This window comes from Enterobacter cloacae complex sp. CDL013, assembly GCF_049238805.1.
In the GTDB taxonomy this organism is placed as follows: Bacteria; Pseudomonadota; Gammaproteobacteria; order Enterobacterales; family Enterobacteriaceae; genus Enterobacter; species Enterobacter hormaechei_C.
This window is the reverse complement of record NZ_JBMKGT010000007.1, coordinates 53,287-69,056: the sequence shown is the minus strand read 5'-3', so window position 1 is coordinate 69,056 and position 15,770 is coordinate 53,287. Positions and strand designations below refer to the sequence as shown.

Sequence of the window (15,770 nt, the reverse complement as noted above, 5' to 3'; positions counted from 1 at the left end):
CAGTGAAATTAAGTCACTTCCCCTGCGCCAGTGGCTCAGGCATAAATTATGCATTGATAACGTTCCGGCAACATGAACTTAGGATGCATAACCAAATGAGTCAGGCTTTCACATTTACCCTTAAGCGCAGTTGCTTTGATGAAAATTATAACCCGTCAGAAAACACGCGTACCACCACCAACTTCGCCAACCTGGCGCGTGGCGAGAAGCGTCAGGAGAACCTGCGCAACACGCTGGTGATGATCAACAACCGCTTTAACGCGCTGGCGAGCTGGGATAACCCAAAGGCGGACCGCTATGCCGTCGAGCTGGAGATTATTTCAGTCGATATGAATATCGGCGGCGATTTTACTTTCCCGGCCATCGAAATTCTGCAAACGACGATTGTGGATAAAATGACCCACGAGCGCATCAAAGGCATCGTCGGGAATAACTTCTCATCGTATGTTCGTGACTATGATTTCAGCGTCCTGCTGCTGGAGCATAATAAAGATCAACCCCGTTTCACCCTCCCCGAGAATTTTGGCGAGCTGCACGGCAATATCTTTAAAAGCTTCGTTCATTCTGCGGAATATCAGGCGAACTTCAAAAAAGCGCCGGTGATCTGCCTGAGCGTCTCCAGCAAAGACACCTATCGTCGTACCGGTAACCACCACCCGGTGCTGGGGTATGAGTACCAGCCGGACGGCGAGTCGCTAACGGAACAGTACTTCGCGAAGATGGGCCTGAAGGTTCGCTACTTCATGCCGGAAAACAGCGTCGCGCCTTTCGCCTTCTTCTTCACCGGCGATTTACTGCGTGATTACACCAATCTGGAGCTGATCGGCACCATCAGCACCATGGAGACGTTCCAGAAGATCTATCGACCGGAAATTTACAATGCCAATTCCGCTGCGGGACAGTGCTATCAGCCCGACCTGAATCAGCAGGATCACTCATTAACAAAAATCGTCTATGACCGTGAAGAGCGCAGCCGGCTGGCCATTGAACAGGGGAAATATACCGAAGAGCGGTTTATCAAACCCTACAAAACCCTTCTTGAGCAGTGGTCTCATCACTTCACGCTTTCATTTAATACGGATAAAAGGTTCTTCTCATGAAAACATTGCTCCCGACATCGACGGCTGGCAGCCTGCCGAAACCCACCTGGCTTGCGCAGCCGGAAACGCTCTGGTCGCCGTGGAAACTCCAGGACGAGGAATTACTTGCAGGGAAACAGGATGCGCTGCGTTTGTCTCTGGATGAACAGATTAGCGCCGGGATTGATATCGTCAGCGACGGGGAACAAACTCGCCAGCATTTCGTCACCACCTTTATTGAACATCTCAGCGGCGTGGATTTTGAGAACCGTCAGACGGTACGCATCCGTAACCGTTACGATGCGAGCGTGCCGACCGTGGTAGACGCGGTGGCGCGTCAGAAACCGGTGTTTGTTGACGACGCGAAATACCTGCGCCAGCTGACGGACAAGCCGATCAAGTGGGCGCTGCCCGGCCCGATGACCATGATCGACACGCTATACGATGCTCACTATAAAAGTCGTGAAAAGCTGGCCTGGGAGTTCGCAAAAATCCTTAATCAGGAAGCCCGCGAGCTGGAGGCGGCCGGTGTCGACATTATTCAGTTCGATGAACCTGCCTTTAACGTCTTTTTCGACGAGGTGAATGACTGGGGCATTGCCGCGCTGGAGCGCGCCATTGAAGGACTGAAATGCGAAACCGCGGTACATATCTGTTACGGGTACGGCATCAAAGCCAATACGGACTGGAAAAAGACGCTCGGCTCCGAGTGGCGCCAGTATGAAGAGGCGTTTCCTAAGTTGCAGACCTCAAAGATCGATATTATCTCGCTGGAGTGCCACAACTCGCGCGTGCCGATGGATCTGCTGGAGCTTATCCGTGGTAAAAAAGTGATGGTCGGGGCAATTGACGTCGCCACCCAGACCATCGAAACGCCTGAAGAGGTCGCCGATACGCTGCGTAAGGCGTTGCAGTTTGTTGATGCAGACAAGCTCTATCCGTCCACCAACTGCGGTATGGCTCCCCTTTCCCGCCAGGTCGCCAACGGTAAGCTGAAGGCGTTAAGCGCCGGGGCTGACATTATCCGTCGCGAGCTTGCCCGCTAACCTTCAGGTTTGCCAGTACAGCGGCGTACCGAATCGCTCAATATAGTAATCAATCACCGCCCTGACGTTCAGGGGCGGATGACGCGCGTTCGGGTAAATCGCCGCAATCGTCAATGGCTCCGTATTAATTGAACACTCCATTTCCGGCAGCAGTGCCACCAGCTCACCGCTTTTGAGTCGTTCGCTCACCATCCAGTCCGGGAAAAGCACAACGCCCATACCGCCCAGCGCCGCAATCAGGAGCGTTTCCGCGTTATTGGAAGTCATCAGCGGTACGATGGGATAGTGAACCCACGCCTCGCCCGGCTGTCGGATCAGCCAGCGGTTAGGCCCGGACGAGCCGCGGTAAACCAGACAGTGGTGAAGGCTGAGATCGTCCGGCCCCTCGGGCGCGCCATGTTTTTGCAGATAGTCCGGCGAGGCCGCCAGATGGTAGAACTGCTGACCAAACACCCGGGCGTGAAACGAGGAGTCCGTCAGCGCGCCGATGCGGAAGATAACGTCCGCGGCGTCACGGTGCGGATCGATAAAATCGTCGGTGAGGGTCAGTTCAATGGAGAGACGAGGGTAACGCGCCAGAAGCCCCGGCAGGCCAGGCGCGATGTGCCTCTGTCCGAAAAAGACCGGGCCATTGATACGCAGCGTGCCCGACGGCTCGCGGGCGCGTTCATCCAACTCGCGTCGCGCGTCCTCCATATTCCCGGCCATCGCCCTGGCATAGCGCACAAAAAGATGCCCGCTCTCTGTGGGCATAATCGCCCGCGTGTTGCGGTAGAAAAGCTGTTGCCCGAGGGCGTCCTCAAGCTGGTGGATCACGCGTGAGACCTGCGACGCAGAAATCCCTTCCCGCCTCGCCACCACGGAAAAATTCTGCGTTTCATAAACGTCGATGAAGATCAGCAGCGCGCGAATGCTGATATGTCCGGCATCTATCATTAATGCATTTCCTGCACAGGTGTTTCCTGCATTATGGCATTTTTCTCAATGATGTTCAGACGTAATCTTCTCCGCCTGGAAAAAGGAGAAAAAGCGTTATGCACATTATTTTAATTTTACTGGTGATTGCCGGTGGCATGGGGCTGTCCGTGGAAGCCGGGCTGCTGGGGCCGCTGGGCGCAGAGGTGGGCGACCTGTGGGCGGCGTTCAGCATATTTAGCGTGGGAACGGGGCTAACGTTTCTGCTGATGCTGTTTTTCAGCCCCCGCAACAGTCCCTCATTTTTTGCTCAGCCTTCATGGCACCTGTTGGGCGGCGTGCTCGGCCCGGTTTACGTCATCATTCTCACCATTGCCACGCCTGCGATCGGCATTGCCATGACGATGATCGGCATTCTGGCAGGCCAGGTTTTCAAAAGCCTGATTATCGACCACTATGGCCTGCTGGGTACGCCGCACCGCAGGATCGATACAAAACGCATTATTGCGCTGGGATTTATCATCGCCGCGCTCATTCTCGTGGCGCAGGGGTAACGTTATGACAGTGATTATGATTATTCTGGCGGTGATTGGCGGCGCAACGCTGAGCATTCAGGCTGCCATTAACGGGCAATTAGGCAGCAGCGTGGGGGTATTCAAAAGCGCGTTTCTGACGTTTTCCGTCGGCGCGCTGGTGACCGCCCTGCTGATCTTCTTTTTTGAGCCGAAACAGGCGGTCAGCCTGATGGATGTACCCAAATGGCAGCTTCTGGGCGCCCTGTGCGGCGTGCCCTATATCGTGATTATGGTGCTCGCGGTGCAGCGCATCGGGACCGCTGTTGCCACGGTAGCGGTTATCCTGGGCCAGCTGGCCATGAGCATGCTGATTGATAACTTTGGCTGGCTGAACAATGAAGCCATTCCGTTTTCAGTGAGCCGTTTCGGGGCCGTCGTCTGCCTGAGTATTGCGCTCTTCTTCATCTACTCAAGCAGTAAACCTCAGCCCGAAGAGGATTAACCGCCCTCTTTGCGGGTAAAGAACAGCGTCACCGTGGCGACGGTGACGCCAAATTTCTTCATCTCCGTTTTATTGAACAGACGGGTACTGTCCTGCAAATACATCCAGTCATCAAAGTGCAGCAGCCAGGTTTTGCCGTCTGCCTTCACGTTCATGCTGTAGCGCCAGTTAAGGGCATTGCCCGCCGCCTGGCCTGTCGCGACACCTTCTATGTCACCCGCCGTGCCTTCATAGCGATTCTGCCCAACGCGGCGGATATGCCAGACGCGCTGCTGCTTTTCGCCGTCATCGTAGACAAAATGCTCGTTCAGGGTCAGCGTATCGCCGATAACATCCCCGGCGATCTCGACGTGAAAACGGCGGATCTGCTTACCGCTGCGATCCTGCACAATCCCCCACGCCTCGGTTTTCCCCTGGAAGTAAGTAAAAATATCAAGCCGTGGCTGCTGCTGACGATACTCTGTCACCTCGGTGCTACATCCGGCCACCAGCATCGTCAGGGCAAGCGCCACTAGCAGGAAACGTTTCATTGTGCTCCTCCAGTTAACTGCTGACGCAGTTCAGGATATTCGGTGCGGGGATCGAGCCATATCGCCAGAAAGCGTGAGCTAAACGCTGCCGTCTGACGTGGCCCGAGTGGCGTAAATTTTTTCTGCGACGCCGTGGGGCGATACCAGAATTGTCCCTGGCCGTTATTAACCACAAACGCGAGCTGCGTGCCGGGCGTGACGTCGGGCCAGAGCGCTTTTAGCATCCGCAGCCAGGCTTCACTCTGCGGCTCCTGCTGCAAAATGCCCTGCGCCTGCCACTGGTCGCGGGTCGCCTCGACCAGGTCGTCACCATCGATGTCCCGGGCATAGGTGATAATCAGCGCATTATCGCCGTCTAATCCTGTATAGCTGCCGTCGGGCGTCAGAAGCTGAGAGGTATAGACGGTAAACGGCCCCCAGGTGAGGGTGGCGTCACCCACCTTGCGCCAGCTCAGCCAGTCTGCCGCCTGCACGGTACAGGTGAAGACGGATAACGCGAGCATCAGTTCCAGATTTCTCATTGTTGTCTCCCCATCAACAGGTGGAAAAACAGCATCAGCACCAGCCAGCCGGGGAACATCCAGCTGACGACGATAAAGGTCGGCTCCTGAAACGTAATGGCCCCAAGATGCTCGCCGATCAGGTAGGCTACCGGTCCGCCCAGAGTCGCCAGCACCGTCAGCAACCATCCTGGCAAGGTGGTCGTGCGGGTCAGGTGCGTCCAGACGGTGGCAAACATTAGCCACAGCGCCACCATCCATAGCGGCATCAGGGACGCGCCCGTGAACGCAATCAGCCCCGTCAGCGCCCAGAGGGCGTCCAGCAACGCACCCGACGCCGCCAGCACAAGGGCGTATACCCGGTGTGATGGCGGTAATAACAGCCAGGCAAGCACCGCCAGCGCGATCCAGATGACCAGCCCCTGCTCGCGAAACAGCACCACCAGCGTCCAGTAGAGATCAAAACCGATGGCCAACAGAAATACCTGCCCGTAGCGCTTCATACGCGTTCCGCAGTCAGCTGCACCACGCTGATGGTGCGGGCATTAAACCCGGCTTCACAGTAGCCGAGGTAGTACAGCCACATCCGCCGGAAACGGTCATCAAACCCGAGCTTTTCAATCTCCTGCCAGGCGTGAACGAAACGCTGACGCCAGTGCGCCAACGTGCGGGCGTAGTCCGGCCCCATATCGAAGAGGTTACGCACCACAAAATCGGTATGGCGGGTCATCAGTTCATTCATGGCGGTGATGCTGGGCAAAAAGCCGCCGGGGAAGATGTAGCGCTGAATAAAATCGACGCTTTTGCTGTAGTCGCGATAGCGCTGATCCTGAATGGTGATGGCCTGAATCGCCATCCGCCCGCCTGGACGCAGACGCGCCTGACAGGTACGGAAAAACGTTGGCAGGTAGCGTTGGCCGACGGCTTCGATCATCTCAACCGAGACCAGTTTGTCGTAAACCCCGGTCAGATCGCGGTAGTCGCAAAGCAGCACCTCAACGCGATCCTGCAACCCTGCCCGGGCGATCCGCGCGGTGGCCCAGTGGTACTGCTCCTGCGACAGCGTGGTGGTGGTCACCCGACAGCCGTAGTGACGGGCGGCGTACTCCGCCATCGCCCCCCAGCCGGTGCCAATCTCCAGCAGATGATCGTTTGCCGTGAGCGCCAGCTGGTCGCACAGCCTGGCCATTTTCGCCTGCTGAGCCGCGTTCAAATCCTGCTCGTCCCCGTTAAACAGCGCGCTGGAGTACAGCAGGTCTTCATCAAGGAAATGGGCGTAGAAGGCGTTGCCCAGATCGTAATGGGCGGCAATATTTTCACGCGCCTGAGCGCGGGAGTTGCGCCGCATCCAGTGCCGTAGCCGCTCCACCGGTTTCCCGAGCAGGCGAAACCCTTTTTCCAGTTGCCCGAGGATTTGGCTATTACGTGCAATCAGCTCCAGCAGCGGCGTCAGGTGGGGCGTCTCCCAGTCGCCATCCATCCACGCTTGTGCCGCGGCGAGGCTGCCCCCGGTTAAAATGCGCCAGTAGACGCCCGGAGCAAGTACCTGCACCTCAGCATGAAGCGCGGCGGAGGCGTCGCCGAACTGGAACGTCTGCGCGCCTTCACGCAGCGTCAGCGAGCCACCGCGCAGACCGTTCAGCAGGCGGAAGAGCAACCATCGCGCGACGCGGACGTTGCGCGGGATATCGGGTTCAAGCGCAAAGACGGGATCGGTCATGAGCGTTCACTCCTGCTGAGGGGATGGTTATGCAGCGGCACGCGCTTCAGCCACAGCCTGAGCGCCTGCCAGTAAATGGCGAAAACGGTTTTGAGGGTCATCAACGGGATCCGCGCCAGCAGCGAACGCAGCGCTGCGCGCGTCAGCGGCGCCCGGCGTAGCGTCAGGGTGGCATCAAACACCTTCGTCTCCTGATGGTTTTCGATATGCATGCGCAGCGTGCTGTCCGGGCTGTTGAAGCGCCAGTGGTAAACCATATCCATCGGATTAAAGGGCGAGACGTGAAACGCTTTCTGCGTCGGCGGGGCGTCCCGCCCCGCTACCACGTAGTAATGTCGTTCATTCCACGGCGTGTTACGCACTTCGGCGAGAACCCAGCGCAGAGTGTCTTCGCCGTCATAGCAGTAGTAAAAATTGACCGGGTTGAAATGAAAACCGAAATAGCGCAGCTGAGTCAGAAGCATGACCCGCCCCGCCGGACGCTCGCCGGTCAGCTTTTCCAGACGCTCAAGGACGCGCTCTTTGAGCGGCGTGCCCAGCGGGTAGTCCGCATCATAAAATGCCGCGGGCGCAACGCGGTTACGACGCACGCCGACAGAGGGCAGCGCGTCCAGCTCATCGAGATCGAGCCACGCCATAAACACGCTGTAGGTAAAATGGTGCGCTTTCGGCGCAAGCCGACGATGGCGCAATGTACCGTGGTAAAGGCAGCTGTTCATCTCAGTTGCCCTCCCCGGCCGCGATAGCGTTGACCACGTCCAGCGCACTGCGCACGCCATCTTCGTGGAAGCCGTTGTACCAGTACGCGCCGCAGAACCAGCTCCGATGGCGACCATTTATTTCGCCGCGCCGGGCCTGAGCTTGCCAGCTTTGCGGGTTAAAAAGCGGATGCTCATAGACAAAGCGGCGCAGCACATAGCGTTCTTCCACCGGCGTTTCCGGGTTGAGGGTGACGCAAAACAGCGGGCTACCCGGCGGCAGTCCCTGCAAGATATTCATGTTGTAGGTGACGCAGGCGCTGGCCCGATCCTGCTCGCTGAGGCGGTAGTTCCAGCTCGCCCACGCGCGCTTGCGCACCGGCAGCCAGCGCGGATCGTGGTGAAGCACCACCTCGTTACGCTGCCAGCCGATATCACCCAGCACCTCACGTTCAGCCTGCGTTGGGCTGGCGAGCATCGCCAGCGCCTGAGCAGAGTGACAGGCGAAGATCACCTGATCGAAGGTATGAGTGACGCCTTCCCGCTCAATATCGACGCCACGATCGTGGCGAACAACCTTCTGAACCGGCGCGTTGAGGTGCAGCGTCAGGCGATCGCCAAGCTTGTCCATCATCGCGCGGATATACTCCCGGGAGCCGCCTGGCACGACGTACCACTGCGGACGATGGGTAATGTCCAGCAGACCGTGGTTTTCAAAAAAGCGTAAAAAGAGCGGCAGCGGAAAGCGTTTCATCTCCTGTAGCGACGACGACCAGATAGCCGCTCCCATTGGCAGGATGTAGTGGCGCGCAAAAAAGGGCGTAAAGCGGTGCTGGCGCAGGAATGTTTCCAGCGTGGCGGATCCATCGACTTCGCCCCGGAGCGTCTGTTTCGCCAGCCGGTTAAAGCGCACGATCTCCTTCAGTAGCGTCCAGAAGGCAGGGTTCAGCAGATTACGACGCTGGGCAAACAGCGACGTCAGCGTGTGCCCGTTATACTCCAGCCCGCTCTGCGGGTTATGTACCGAAAAACTCATCTGCGTTTTTTGCCCGCTGATGCCCAGTTCGCTGAGCAGCCCCATGAAGCGCGGATAGGTGCGGTCGTTGTAGACGATAAAACCGGTATCGATGGCAAAGGTACCCTGGGGCGTGTCGACATCTACCGTTGCAGTATGGCCGCCCGGGGTGGCCTGCGCCTCAAACACCGTGATCTGATGATGTCCGGCGAGCCGCCAGGCACAGGTTAACCCGGCGATGCCGCTGCCGATAATTGCGATTTTCATGGTCGCACCATCCTGCGCAGCAGTGCGCGCTGAAGTACATCGGGCAGGCCGGAAAGCAGGCGCAGCGCCAGGCTGAACCCGGCGGGAAACGCGATGTGATCCTTCCCTTTTGCCAGACCGCGACGAATGGCGTGGACGGCGTCCCCCACGCTGACCCGGCCCGGCATCGGGAAATCGTTTTTGCGGGTCAGCGGCGTGTCGACAAAACCGGGTGAAACGACCGTGACGGCAATCCCTTTCGGTTCCCAGTCGAGGCGCAGCGTGTCGGCAAACCAGGTTAATGCCGCTTTAGAGGCCCCATAGGCTTCGGCTCGCGGGAAGTGAAGCCAGTGCGCCATCGAACTGACCAGCACCACGCGGTTGCCGGATACCAGCTGCGGCTGCAACGCCGCAAGGCAGTTTACCGGCCCAATGAAATTGGTGGTCATGACCCGCGCCACCAGCTCGGCATCCACCTCGCCGCGGTCGAGATACTCGCAGGTTCCGGCGCAGAGAATCACCGTGTCGGCAGCACAGTCCGCCAGCGCCTGGCGACAGGCGTCCCTGTCTGTCATATCGAACAGGCGCACCGTGATGTTGGGGCTGTGCTGATGCACAGCGGCCAGACGTTGCGCATCGCGCCCGCAGGCAATCACCCGGTAACCATCGTCGGCAAAAGATTTCGCCAGCCCCGCCCCGATGCCCGAGCTTGCGCCGGTGATCAGAACCGTTTTCATGATTTCACTCTCCGCTTCACGCCGCGCACGGCCCAGCCGAGTATCGGGAGATGTTCGTAAATCATCTCTCCGGCATCGTAGTAATCCCGCTGGCGAACAATGCGATCGTCGCGCATGTCTACCACGGAGCAGCCCGGCAGCTGTCGCACTGCACCCCGGGCAATACGCGGGTGCGACCAGTGCATCATCCAGGTGACCACAAAGCGATCGCCCTGCTGCAACGGCGCATCAACGGTAAAGCGACAGTGCTGGACGTTAGCCAGCAAGTGGGTGAAATAGCGCTGGATCGCGAACACCCCGCTATGTTCGCCAAAGGGATCGATAAGCGTGGCATCGGCGCGATAAATTCCCGCCAGCGCCGAAGGTGGCTGGGTATCCAGCGTGGCGTAGTAATCAACGAACCGACTGATGACGGACGGCAACGTGCTCATGGGTCACATCCTGGGTGTAAACAACGTAGCGAAATCGCATAATTTAAACTTACACAATTAACGTTATTTGTCCAAGTTTGCGCAGATATATTTTTTATTCTTATTATTTTTCAAATACCTGAAATGTTACCTCGCGCAACCATTTTGAGCATAAAGTTGAATTTCGCCGCCAGGCTGCCGTTTTTTTAGGGATAACCTTAAGGCAAAGGTGCCATTTATCTTCCAGACTTATCCTTTTAATTCATAAGGATGTCACACGATGAAACATTTACTGATGACGCTCTTTTCCAGCCCGGAATCCTTGTTGCAGGTCATGAGTCACCAGGAAATTATCGAAGCCGTAGAGGATGGCGACCGCATCATCATCGATCAGGATGGAAACGCCTCGGTTAACTACAAAAGCCACGAGGTGCGGCAGGACTTTCTGCGCCATGTCAACGCGCTGAAGAGGGCCTGAAATGGGAACGGCAATATTCATGGTATTGATGGTATGCGGGTACTGGTACACCAGCCGCGACCTCTCAACCCGGTTCAAAATTAAGCGTTCATTCGGCTGGGATGTCTATTTCCTTGTGGCGCTGTATGGCTGCATTTTCGTTTTACAGGGCGTGATCGCCACCGGCCTGCTCTGGCTGTTGTTGTTCGCCCTCTCCGCCGCCGATAACACGTTCCATTTCACGTCTGCAAAATATGCCGACTGGCAAATTGATTTTATGAACTGGAGCTTCCTGGGGATTCAGGCCCCGGTGGTGGTAATGCTGACCTTCGCGATCCTGTTCTGTCTCTACCGCTCGAACTGGGCCGGGAGCGCGCGGCTGGACGGCGAAGGCCGAAAAAAGCTCTACAAGCGGCTGGCGCAATCGAGCGGAATTGAACAGCTGCTCTATCAGTGCATGGAGGAAGGTGAACTGGCGCACGTCACGCTGAAATCGCGGCGGATCTATATTGGGATGATCCATACCGCCACGCTGGAGTATGAAAAAACGGCCAATATCGTGCTTATTCCGATGCTGAGCGGCTACCGTGACGGGAAAAACATGCAGCTCTGTATCGAACATAACTACAGCAAATGGTATGCCGAGCATGATATTACGCTCGATTCAGAGCCCAAAAGCGCCATGGATTTTCGCAAAGTGATCATGCTGGATCAGATCGAGAGTATTTCGCTGTTCGATCCGGCAAGCGCGAGCGCGCTGGCAATGCGTGAATAAAAAAATGGCGCCTTATCGCAACAAGGCGCCAGGATTAACCAGGATGAACGCTAAACTTATGGCGTCACAATATTGAACCAGAAGTCAAATGTGTCCATGTAGCTCAGCATCTCTTCCAGCTTCGCCCCGTTTCCGCTCACCTTCACGTCACCCTTATCCATCGCCTGCTTCAGCGTCTCTTTCTTAAGGATGATGTTGTTCAGCGTGGTACGGTCCAGCGTGATGGTTGCGTCAGCATCCTTCGCCTGCGCGTTGGCGGTATGGTTCAGCACGCCGTTTTCCAGCTCCAGCTTGTATTTGCCGCCATCCTTACCGAGATCGACATTGAAGACCGCCTTCGCGTTACCGGCCCGTACCCCGTTGATGTGCACACCCAGGTAGTCGAAGAACATTTCCGGGGTCATCGCCCGCACGGTATCCGGGCTGGCGGTGTTCGGCGTCGGCAGCTTCTTCACGCCATTACGCAGTTCTTGCGCGCCGGTCAGGTAGAAGTTACGCCAGGTGCCCGCTTCCGCCTGGTAACCTAACTGCTCCAGCGCGTCGGCTTCCAGATTACGGGCAGCCTGGTTGTTAGGATCGGCAAAGACCACTTTGCTTACCACCTGAGCAACCCAACGGTAATTACCCTGCTGATAATCCGCTTTGGCTTTCTGCATGATGGCATCAGCGCCGCCCATGTACTGCACGAACTTCTTCGCAGCCAGTTCAGGCGGCAGCTCGTCGAGGGTTGCCGGGTTGCCGTCGAACCAGCCGAGATAAAACACGTAAGTGGCTTTGACGTCGTGGCTAACGGAGCCGTAGTAACCGCGGCTCGCCCACTGTTTTTCCAGCGATTCCGGCAGTTTAAACTCGGCGGCGATCTCGTCGCGGGTCAGCCCCTTGTTTGCCATACGCAGGGTCTGGTCGTTGATGTAGCGATACATATCGCGCTGGCCTTTCATCAGCTTGACGATATTCTCGTTGCCCCAGGTCGGCCAGTGGTGCTGCGCAATAATCACTTCCGCGTCCGCCCCCCAGCGCTCAATGGCAGCGTTGATGTACTTAGACCAGGCCAGCGGATCGCGGATTTTCGCGCCGCGCAGGGAGTAGGTGTTGTGCAGAGTATGGGTCACGTCCTCTGCGGCCTCGATCATTTTCTTCTCTTTGACGTACCACAGCATCTCCGACGGAGCTTCTGAACCCGGCGCCATCATAAAGTCGTAGGTCAAACCGTCGATCACTTCTTCCTGACCGGTATGGGTAATGTAGTCGGTCGGCGGGATGAGGGTGACAGTACCCGCAGAGGTGGTGGTGCCAAGGCCTGCACCCACCTGGCCTTTTGCATTCGGCTTCAGCAGGTTGCCGTACATATAGCTCGCACGGCGGCTCATCGCGTTTCCGGCCATAATGTTTTCGGAAACCGCCTCTTTCATAAAGCCATCCGGCGCGTAGATTTTCACTTTGCCAGACTTGACGTCAGCTTCGTCAACCACGCCGCGCAGGCCGCCATAGTGGTCAACGTGGCTGTGGGTGATCACCACAGCGACGACCGGTTTCTTGCCGCGGTTTGCATAGTAGAGATCCAGCGCTTCTTTCGCCGGTTCAGCGCTTAACAGCGGGTCGATAACGGTAATGCCCTTCTCGCCCTCAATGATGGTCATGTTGGAGAGATCGAGATTACGGATCTGATATACGCCGTCGGTGACCTTAAACAGCCCGCCAATGTTGATCAGCTGTGACTGACGCCACAGGCTCGGGTTTACCGTATCCGGGGCTTTCTCACCCTCTTTCACGAAATCATATTTCGCCGGGTTCCAGATAACGTTCCCCTGCTCGCCTTTAATCATGTTTTGCGGCAGCGGGGCGATAAAACCTTTATGGGCGTTCTCAAAGTCGGTTTTATCGGCAAACGGTAATTTGTTATACAGGGCGTTATTTACCTGCCGGGTCGTGGCAGTGGCATCCTGCGGCTGTACTTCCGCAAACGAGGAAAGCGACAGCGACGTCAACACACCGGCAAGCGCCAGATGTTTAGCAATTAGGGTTAATTTCATTGAATGGCCTCATAGATTAATTGTGCCGCCTGGATATTTACTGTTGGCGGATAATTTTAATGCGAACTCATTGACGACCATTCTAAACAGAATACCTTTCCATCATAGTCCCATATGGGACTGGTTATTTATGGGTTCGTAATTCGGGGGCTATTGCTGCTATACTCGCTACCACGGCAAACGTTGCAGGGAGAGGCTTAGCGTGAATTTTCAGGATATCCATACCTATTATCAGCAACTCAATATTGGGCAATTTTTTCCGCACATGCTTTGTAAAGGCGAGGCCTTAACCGTTGCCGCAAATAAAAAACTCACCGTCGAGCCTGGCTATATCTATTTTTGCACTGAAGGGTCGCTGACGATATTAATGCCTGATGATGGCCTTAATATTGGCAATACTATCGAGTATATGCCGATAGGGTTAATGGAAAGGTATTGTCCACTGGCGAAGTATGAATATCGCAGCAGTGCGAAGGTGAAGCTGGTGAGAATATCCTGGGTCGACTTCGACCAGATATTTTTCCAGGGCGGGCCTGAGCGCATGCAGGCGCTGGCCACCATACTGACCTACATGTCCATATTTACCATCGACCTGCACAATGAACGCAGGCAGGTCACCAGCTACCAGACCATCAAACCAATGCTGTACCGCTATCTCTATCGGCAGGAGACCCACACGGGAGAGAATGAGGGCCTGGCGCTGTTTATCATCAAGCGCACTAACCTGTCACGAACGCATGTCTTTCGCGTGCTGGCAGATCTAAAAGCCGGGGGCTATATCACCATGAAGCGCGGAAAGCTGGTGTCGATTGACCGGCCCCTGCCGGATGCGTATTGAGCTAATTTTCACGCCTTGATCAACGTGCGGGAGCGAACAGCCTTATTTATCCCGGCCAGCCGACTTGGGCCGTAAATTCTCATCGAAGACCAGCCGTTTGCGTCCTGGCTCTTCTTCCCGCAGCGGCTCCACCTGGTGCAGCGTCTGCTTACAACGGTCCACCAGCACCTGATACTCCCGCGTGCCCTGCTTTTTCCACTCTATTTCCTGCGCACTTAGCTCACGAATCGCTTTCGCCGGACTGCCAAGAATTAAGTGATTCGCAGGCATTTCCGCTTTGGCCTTCACAAACGCCGCCGCCCCGACGATGCTGTTTTCGCCGATCGTCGCCCCGTCCATCACCACCGCATTCATCCCCACCAGCGCATTACGGCGGATAATGCAGCCGTGAAGGATCGCACTGTGGCCGATATGCCCGTCCTCTTCCACCACCGTGTCCTGCTCCGGAAAACCGTGCATCACGCAGTTATCCTGAATGTTCGCGCCGTCTTTCACCACGATCCGGCCAAAATCACCGCGCAGGCTGGCGTTGGGACCCACGTAAACGCCTTTGCCGAGGATCACGTCGCCAATCAGCACCGCGGTCGGGTGAACATAGCTCTCTTCAGGCACGACCGGCGTCAGACCATCAATTTGATAAACAGGCATACCCTCTCCTTATGTGATATTCAGACCACCAAAACGCTGGTGATAAAGCGTGCCGGGAGCGGGCAGCTCGCCCACGGAGGTTTCCCCCTTCTCACTGACAAACGCCAGGGCTCCCGCCGCCACGCGCTGGTAGATGTTAATGCACAGCTGTCGCGCGCTCTGTCCCGCCCAGTGCGCAGGAAGTAACTCCTCCGGCAACAGCGGATCTTTCAGCACCACGCGACGATAAAAATGAATGAGTAACAGCTGGATCTGGAAGCAGCGTTCCGGGGTCAAATCCTCAGGCGGCGCTTCTTTCAGCAGCGGCAACAGCGGACGGAACGAGCTGATAAACGTTTCGTACATCGCGTTTTGTTCGGTCAACTGCCAGCACTCTTCCACGCGGGCTCGTAACGCCGCACGTGATAAGGCCAGCGGTGAATGGGCCTCAAAGAAAATGACGTTTTCCGCCACGCCCGCGTCATGCAGCAGAGACTGCACGTCCGCCAGGTTCTGCGACGGCGAGGCCATCAGGCTCGGCGCCAGCGTGCCGAACCCTTGCCAGATGAGCTGTTTTTTCACGTCCGCGAGGGTGGTTTTATCCAGCCCCTCGGAGAGCAGCAGCAGCCATTTACCATCCCACGCCGGCAGTTCCGCACGGTAGATTTTATTTTCCGCGCGGCGGGTCAAACGCAGCCCCTTGTCGCTGAGACGGTAAAAGCTGCGGCGGCCAATGCGGGACACGTCCAGCCAGCCCTCTTTGTTGAGGCGAAACAGCGCGGTGCGCACAAAGCGCTCGCCAAATCCCATCCCTTCCAGCAGGGCCGCCAGGCTGCCGAGCCAGATCTCTCCGCCGCGGTGCGAAAGCGCGTCGCCATACAGTGAGGAGATAAGCGACGTTCCGCTGACGGGAACAGAGCTGACTGCATGCTGGATAAAGGCATCAAGTTTATTCATGTGATTCATTCTGTTGTTATTTTTTTCCTGGATGAATCATAGCATACGAATCTGGAGTGTACCCTCACCCTAACCCTCTCCCAAAGGGAGAGGGAAATTAATACACCCTCTCCCTTTGGGAGAGGGAAATTAATACACCCTCTCCCATGTGGGAGAGGGCTGGGGTGAGT

At 56.6% G+C, this 15,770-nt stretch carries 19 protein-coding genes; 7 read left to right on the top strand and 12 right to left on the bottom strand.

Annotated features, from left to right (window positions below):
- Window positions 1-95: 95 nt before the first annotated feature.
- Both ACOTXD_RS15530 and ACOTXD_RS15525 read left to right on the top strand, forming a co-directional pair.
- A complete protein-coding gene (locus ACOTXD_RS15530; RefSeq protein WP_061856177.1) occupies window positions 96-1,100 on the top strand; it encodes a DUF1852 domain-containing protein in 1,005 nt (334 codons plus the stop codon).
- Complete coding sequence (locus ACOTXD_RS15525) at window positions 1,097-2,125, top strand: methionine synthase (protein WP_061856131.1); 1,029 nt, start codon at window positions 1,097-1,099, stop codon at window positions 2,123-2,125. Before ACOTXD_RS15530 ends, ACOTXD_RS15525 begins: the two co-directional genes overlap by 4 nt.
- 3 nt (window positions 2,126-2,128) lie before the next feature.
- Here ACOTXD_RS15525 and ACOTXD_RS15520 read toward each other — a convergent pair whose 3' ends face one another.
- On the bottom strand, window positions 2,129-3,061 hold the full coding sequence (locus ACOTXD_RS15520) for a LysR family transcriptional regulator (RefSeq protein WP_003857303.1): 933 nt from the start codon (window positions 3,059-3,061) through the stop codon (window positions 2,129-2,131).
- 98 nt (window positions 3,062-3,159) lie between these two features.
- Here ACOTXD_RS15520 and ACOTXD_RS15515 point away from each other — a divergent pair, with 98 nt between their 5' ends.
- Together ACOTXD_RS15515 and ACOTXD_RS15510 are read left to right on the top strand one after the other, a co-directional pair.
- Window positions 3,160-3,594, top strand: a complete 435-nt coding sequence (locus ACOTXD_RS15515; RefSeq protein WP_003857304.1) for a DMT family transporter — start codon at window positions 3,160-3,162, stop codon at window positions 3,592-3,594.
- Between the two features lie 4 nt (window positions 3,595-3,598).
- Window positions 3,599-4,057, top strand: a complete 459-nt coding sequence (locus ACOTXD_RS15510) for a DMT family transporter (protein WP_003857305.1) — start codon at window positions 3,599-3,601, stop codon at window positions 4,055-4,057.
- Here the strand turns inward: ACOTXD_RS15510 and ACOTXD_RS15505 are convergent.
- Genes ACOTXD_RS15505 through ACOTXD_RS15470 form a run of 8 tightly spaced genes read right to left on the bottom strand, consistent with a single transcriptional unit; the run spans window position 4,054 to window position 9,934 of the window.
- Window positions 4,054-4,587, bottom strand: coding sequence for a DUF3833 domain-containing protein (locus ACOTXD_RS15505; RefSeq protein ID WP_061856132.1), 534 nt, complete (start codon window positions 4,585-4,587; stop codon window positions 4,054-4,056). The genes ACOTXD_RS15510 and ACOTXD_RS15505 overlap by 4 nt on opposite strands.
- Window positions 4,584-5,108 (bottom strand): hypothetical protein, encoded by a 525-nt coding sequence (locus ACOTXD_RS15500; protein WP_061856133.1) that lies wholly within the window; start codon window positions 5,106-5,108, stop codon window positions 4,584-4,586. Before ACOTXD_RS15500 ends, ACOTXD_RS15505 begins: the two co-directional genes overlap by 4 nt.
- Window positions 5,105-5,590 (bottom strand): DUF2878 domain-containing protein, encoded by a 486-nt coding sequence (locus ACOTXD_RS15495; RefSeq protein ID WP_003857308.1) that lies wholly within the window; start codon window positions 5,588-5,590, stop codon window positions 5,105-5,107. The genes ACOTXD_RS15500 and ACOTXD_RS15495 overlap by 4 nt, the downstream gene beginning before the upstream one ends.
- Window positions 5,587-6,807 carry an SAM-dependent methyltransferase gene (locus ACOTXD_RS15490; RefSeq protein ID WP_003857310.1) on the bottom strand — a complete coding sequence of 407 codons (1,221 nt, stop codon included), beginning with the start codon at window positions 6,805-6,807 and terminating at the stop codon, window positions 5,587-5,589. The genes ACOTXD_RS15495 and ACOTXD_RS15490 overlap by 4 nt, the downstream gene beginning before the upstream one ends.
- Window positions 6,804-7,526, bottom strand: a complete 723-nt coding sequence (locus tag ACOTXD_RS15485) for a DUF1365 domain-containing protein (RefSeq protein WP_045346304.1) — start codon at window positions 7,524-7,526, stop codon at window positions 6,804-6,806. The genes ACOTXD_RS15490 and ACOTXD_RS15485 overlap by 4 nt, the downstream gene beginning before the upstream one ends.
- A 1-nt stretch (window position 7,527) precedes the next feature.
- A complete protein-coding gene (locus ACOTXD_RS15480) occupies window positions 7,528-8,787 on the bottom strand; it encodes an NAD(P)/FAD-dependent oxidoreductase (protein ID WP_421766454.1) in 1,260 nt (419 codons plus the stop codon).
- Window positions 8,784-9,503 (bottom strand): SDR family NAD(P)-dependent oxidoreductase, encoded by a 720-nt coding sequence (locus tag ACOTXD_RS15475; protein WP_061856134.1) that lies wholly within the window; start codon window positions 9,501-9,503, stop codon window positions 8,784-8,786. The genes ACOTXD_RS15480 and ACOTXD_RS15475 overlap by 4 nt, the downstream gene beginning before the upstream one ends.
- Window positions 9,500-9,934, bottom strand: a complete 435-nt coding sequence (locus ACOTXD_RS15470) for a nuclear transport factor 2 family protein (protein ID WP_003857316.1) — start codon at window positions 9,932-9,934, stop codon at window positions 9,500-9,502. Before ACOTXD_RS15470 ends, ACOTXD_RS15475 begins: the two co-directional genes overlap by 4 nt.
- Window positions 9,935-10,193: 259 nt before the next feature.
- On the opposite strand from ACOTXD_RS15470, the gene ACOTXD_RS15465 reads away from it, so the two are divergent.
- Window positions 10,194-10,391, top strand: a complete 198-nt coding sequence (locus ACOTXD_RS15465; protein WP_003857318.1) for a hypothetical protein — start codon at window positions 10,194-10,196, stop codon at window positions 10,389-10,391.
- A 1-nt stretch (window position 10,392) separates the two neighbouring features.
- Entirely contained in the window at window positions 10,393-11,145 is a 753-nt protein-coding gene (locus ACOTXD_RS15460) for a hypothetical protein (protein WP_022651152.1), read from the top strand.
- A gap of 56 nt (window positions 11,146-11,201) precedes the next feature.
- On the opposite strand, the gene ACOTXD_RS15455 is transcribed toward ACOTXD_RS15460, so the two are convergent.
- Window positions 11,202-13,178 (bottom strand): alkyl/aryl-sulfatase, encoded by a 1,977-nt coding sequence (locus tag ACOTXD_RS15455; protein ID WP_061856136.1) that lies wholly within the window; start codon window positions 13,176-13,178, stop codon window positions 11,202-11,204.
- Window positions 13,179-13,380: 202 nt separating this feature from the next.
- Between ACOTXD_RS15455 and ACOTXD_RS15450 the strand changes: the two genes are divergently transcribed.
- The gene (locus tag ACOTXD_RS15450) at window positions 13,381-14,016 is read left to right on the top strand and encodes a helix-turn-helix domain-containing protein (RefSeq protein WP_003857323.1); all 636 of its coding nucleotides are present in this window, start codon (window positions 13,381-13,383) and stop codon (window positions 14,014-14,016) included.
- A 42-nt stretch (window positions 14,017-14,058) separates the two neighbouring features.
- Here ACOTXD_RS15450 and paaY read toward each other — a convergent pair whose 3' ends face one another.
- Both paaY and paaX read right to left on the bottom strand, forming a co-directional pair.
- The gene (gene paaY / locus ACOTXD_RS15445; protein ID WP_006810541.1) at window positions 14,059-14,664 is read right to left on the bottom strand and encodes a phenylacetic acid degradation protein PaaY; all 606 of its coding nucleotides are present in this window, start codon (window positions 14,662-14,664) and stop codon (window positions 14,059-14,061) included.
- A gap of 9 nt (window positions 14,665-14,673) precedes the next feature.
- Window positions 14,674-15,609: a phenylacetic acid degradation operon negative regulatory protein PaaX gene (gene paaX / locus ACOTXD_RS15440; RefSeq protein WP_003857327.1), complete on the bottom strand. Its 936-nt coding sequence runs from the start codon at window positions 15,607-15,609 to the stop codon at window positions 14,674-14,676.
- Between the last annotated feature and the right edge of the window lie 161 nt (window positions 15,610-15,770).

Coding starts and splice junctions, on each gene's coding strand:
- ACOTXD_RS15480 (WP_421766454.1), bottom strand. CDS start 8,787: ATGAAAATCGCAATTATCGGCAGCGGCATCGCCGGGTTAACCTGTGCC.
- ACOTXD_RS15520 (WP_003857303.1), bottom strand. CDS start 3,061: ATGATAGATGCCGGACATATCAGCATTCGCGCGCTGCTGATCTTCATC.
- ACOTXD_RS15460 (WP_022651152.1), top strand. CDS start 10,393: ATGGGAACGGCAATATTCATGGTATTGATGGTATGCGGGTACTGGTAC.
- paaX (WP_003857327.1), bottom strand. CDS start 15,609: ATGAATCACATGAATAAACTTGATGCCTTTATCCAGCATGCAGTCAGC.
- ACOTXD_RS15475 (WP_061856134.1), bottom strand. CDS start 9,503: ATGAAAACGGTTCTGATCACCGGCGCAAGCTCGGGCATCGGGGCGGGG.
- ACOTXD_RS15525 (WP_061856131.1), top strand. CDS start 1,097: ATGAAAACATTGCTCCCGACATCGACGGCTGGCAGCCTGCCGAAACCC.
- paaY (WP_006810541.1), bottom strand. CDS start 14,664: ATGCCTGTTTATCAAATTGATGGTCTGACGCCGGTCGTGCCTGAAGAG.
- ACOTXD_RS15500 (WP_061856133.1), bottom strand. CDS start 5,108: ATGAGAAATCTGGAACTGATGCTCGCGTTATCCGTCTTCACCTGTACC.
- ACOTXD_RS15455 (WP_061856136.1), bottom strand. CDS start 13,178: ATGAAATTAACCCTAATTGCTAAACATCTGGCGCTTGCCGGTGTGTTG.
- ACOTXD_RS15495 (WP_003857308.1), bottom strand. CDS start 5,590: ATGAAGCGCTACGGGCAGGTATTTCTGTTGGCCATCGGTTTTGATCTC.
- ACOTXD_RS15465 (WP_003857318.1), top strand. CDS start 10,194: ATGAAACATTTACTGATGACGCTCTTTTCCAGCCCGGAATCCTTGTTG.
- ACOTXD_RS15485 (WP_045346304.1), bottom strand. CDS start 7,526: ATGAACAGCTGCCTTTACCACGGTACATTGCGCCATCGTCGGCTTGCG.
- ACOTXD_RS15530 (WP_061856177.1), top strand. CDS start 96: ATGAGTCAGGCTTTCACATTTACCCTTAAGCGCAGTTGCTTTGATGAA.
- ACOTXD_RS15505 (WP_061856132.1), bottom strand. CDS start 4,587: ATGAAACGTTTCCTGCTAGTGGCGCTTGCCCTGACGATGCTGGTGGCC.
- ACOTXD_RS15510 (WP_003857305.1), top strand. CDS start 3,599: ATGACAGTGATTATGATTATTCTGGCGGTGATTGGCGGCGCAACGCTG.
- ACOTXD_RS15470 (WP_003857316.1), bottom strand. CDS start 9,934: ATGAGCACGTTGCCGTCCGTCATCAGTCGGTTCGTTGATTACTACGCC.
- ACOTXD_RS15490 (WP_003857310.1), bottom strand. CDS start 6,807: ATGACCGATCCCGTCTTTGCGCTTGAACCCGATATCCCGCGCAACGTC.
- ACOTXD_RS15515 (WP_003857304.1), top strand. CDS start 3,160: ATGCACATTATTTTAATTTTACTGGTGATTGCCGGTGGCATGGGGCTG.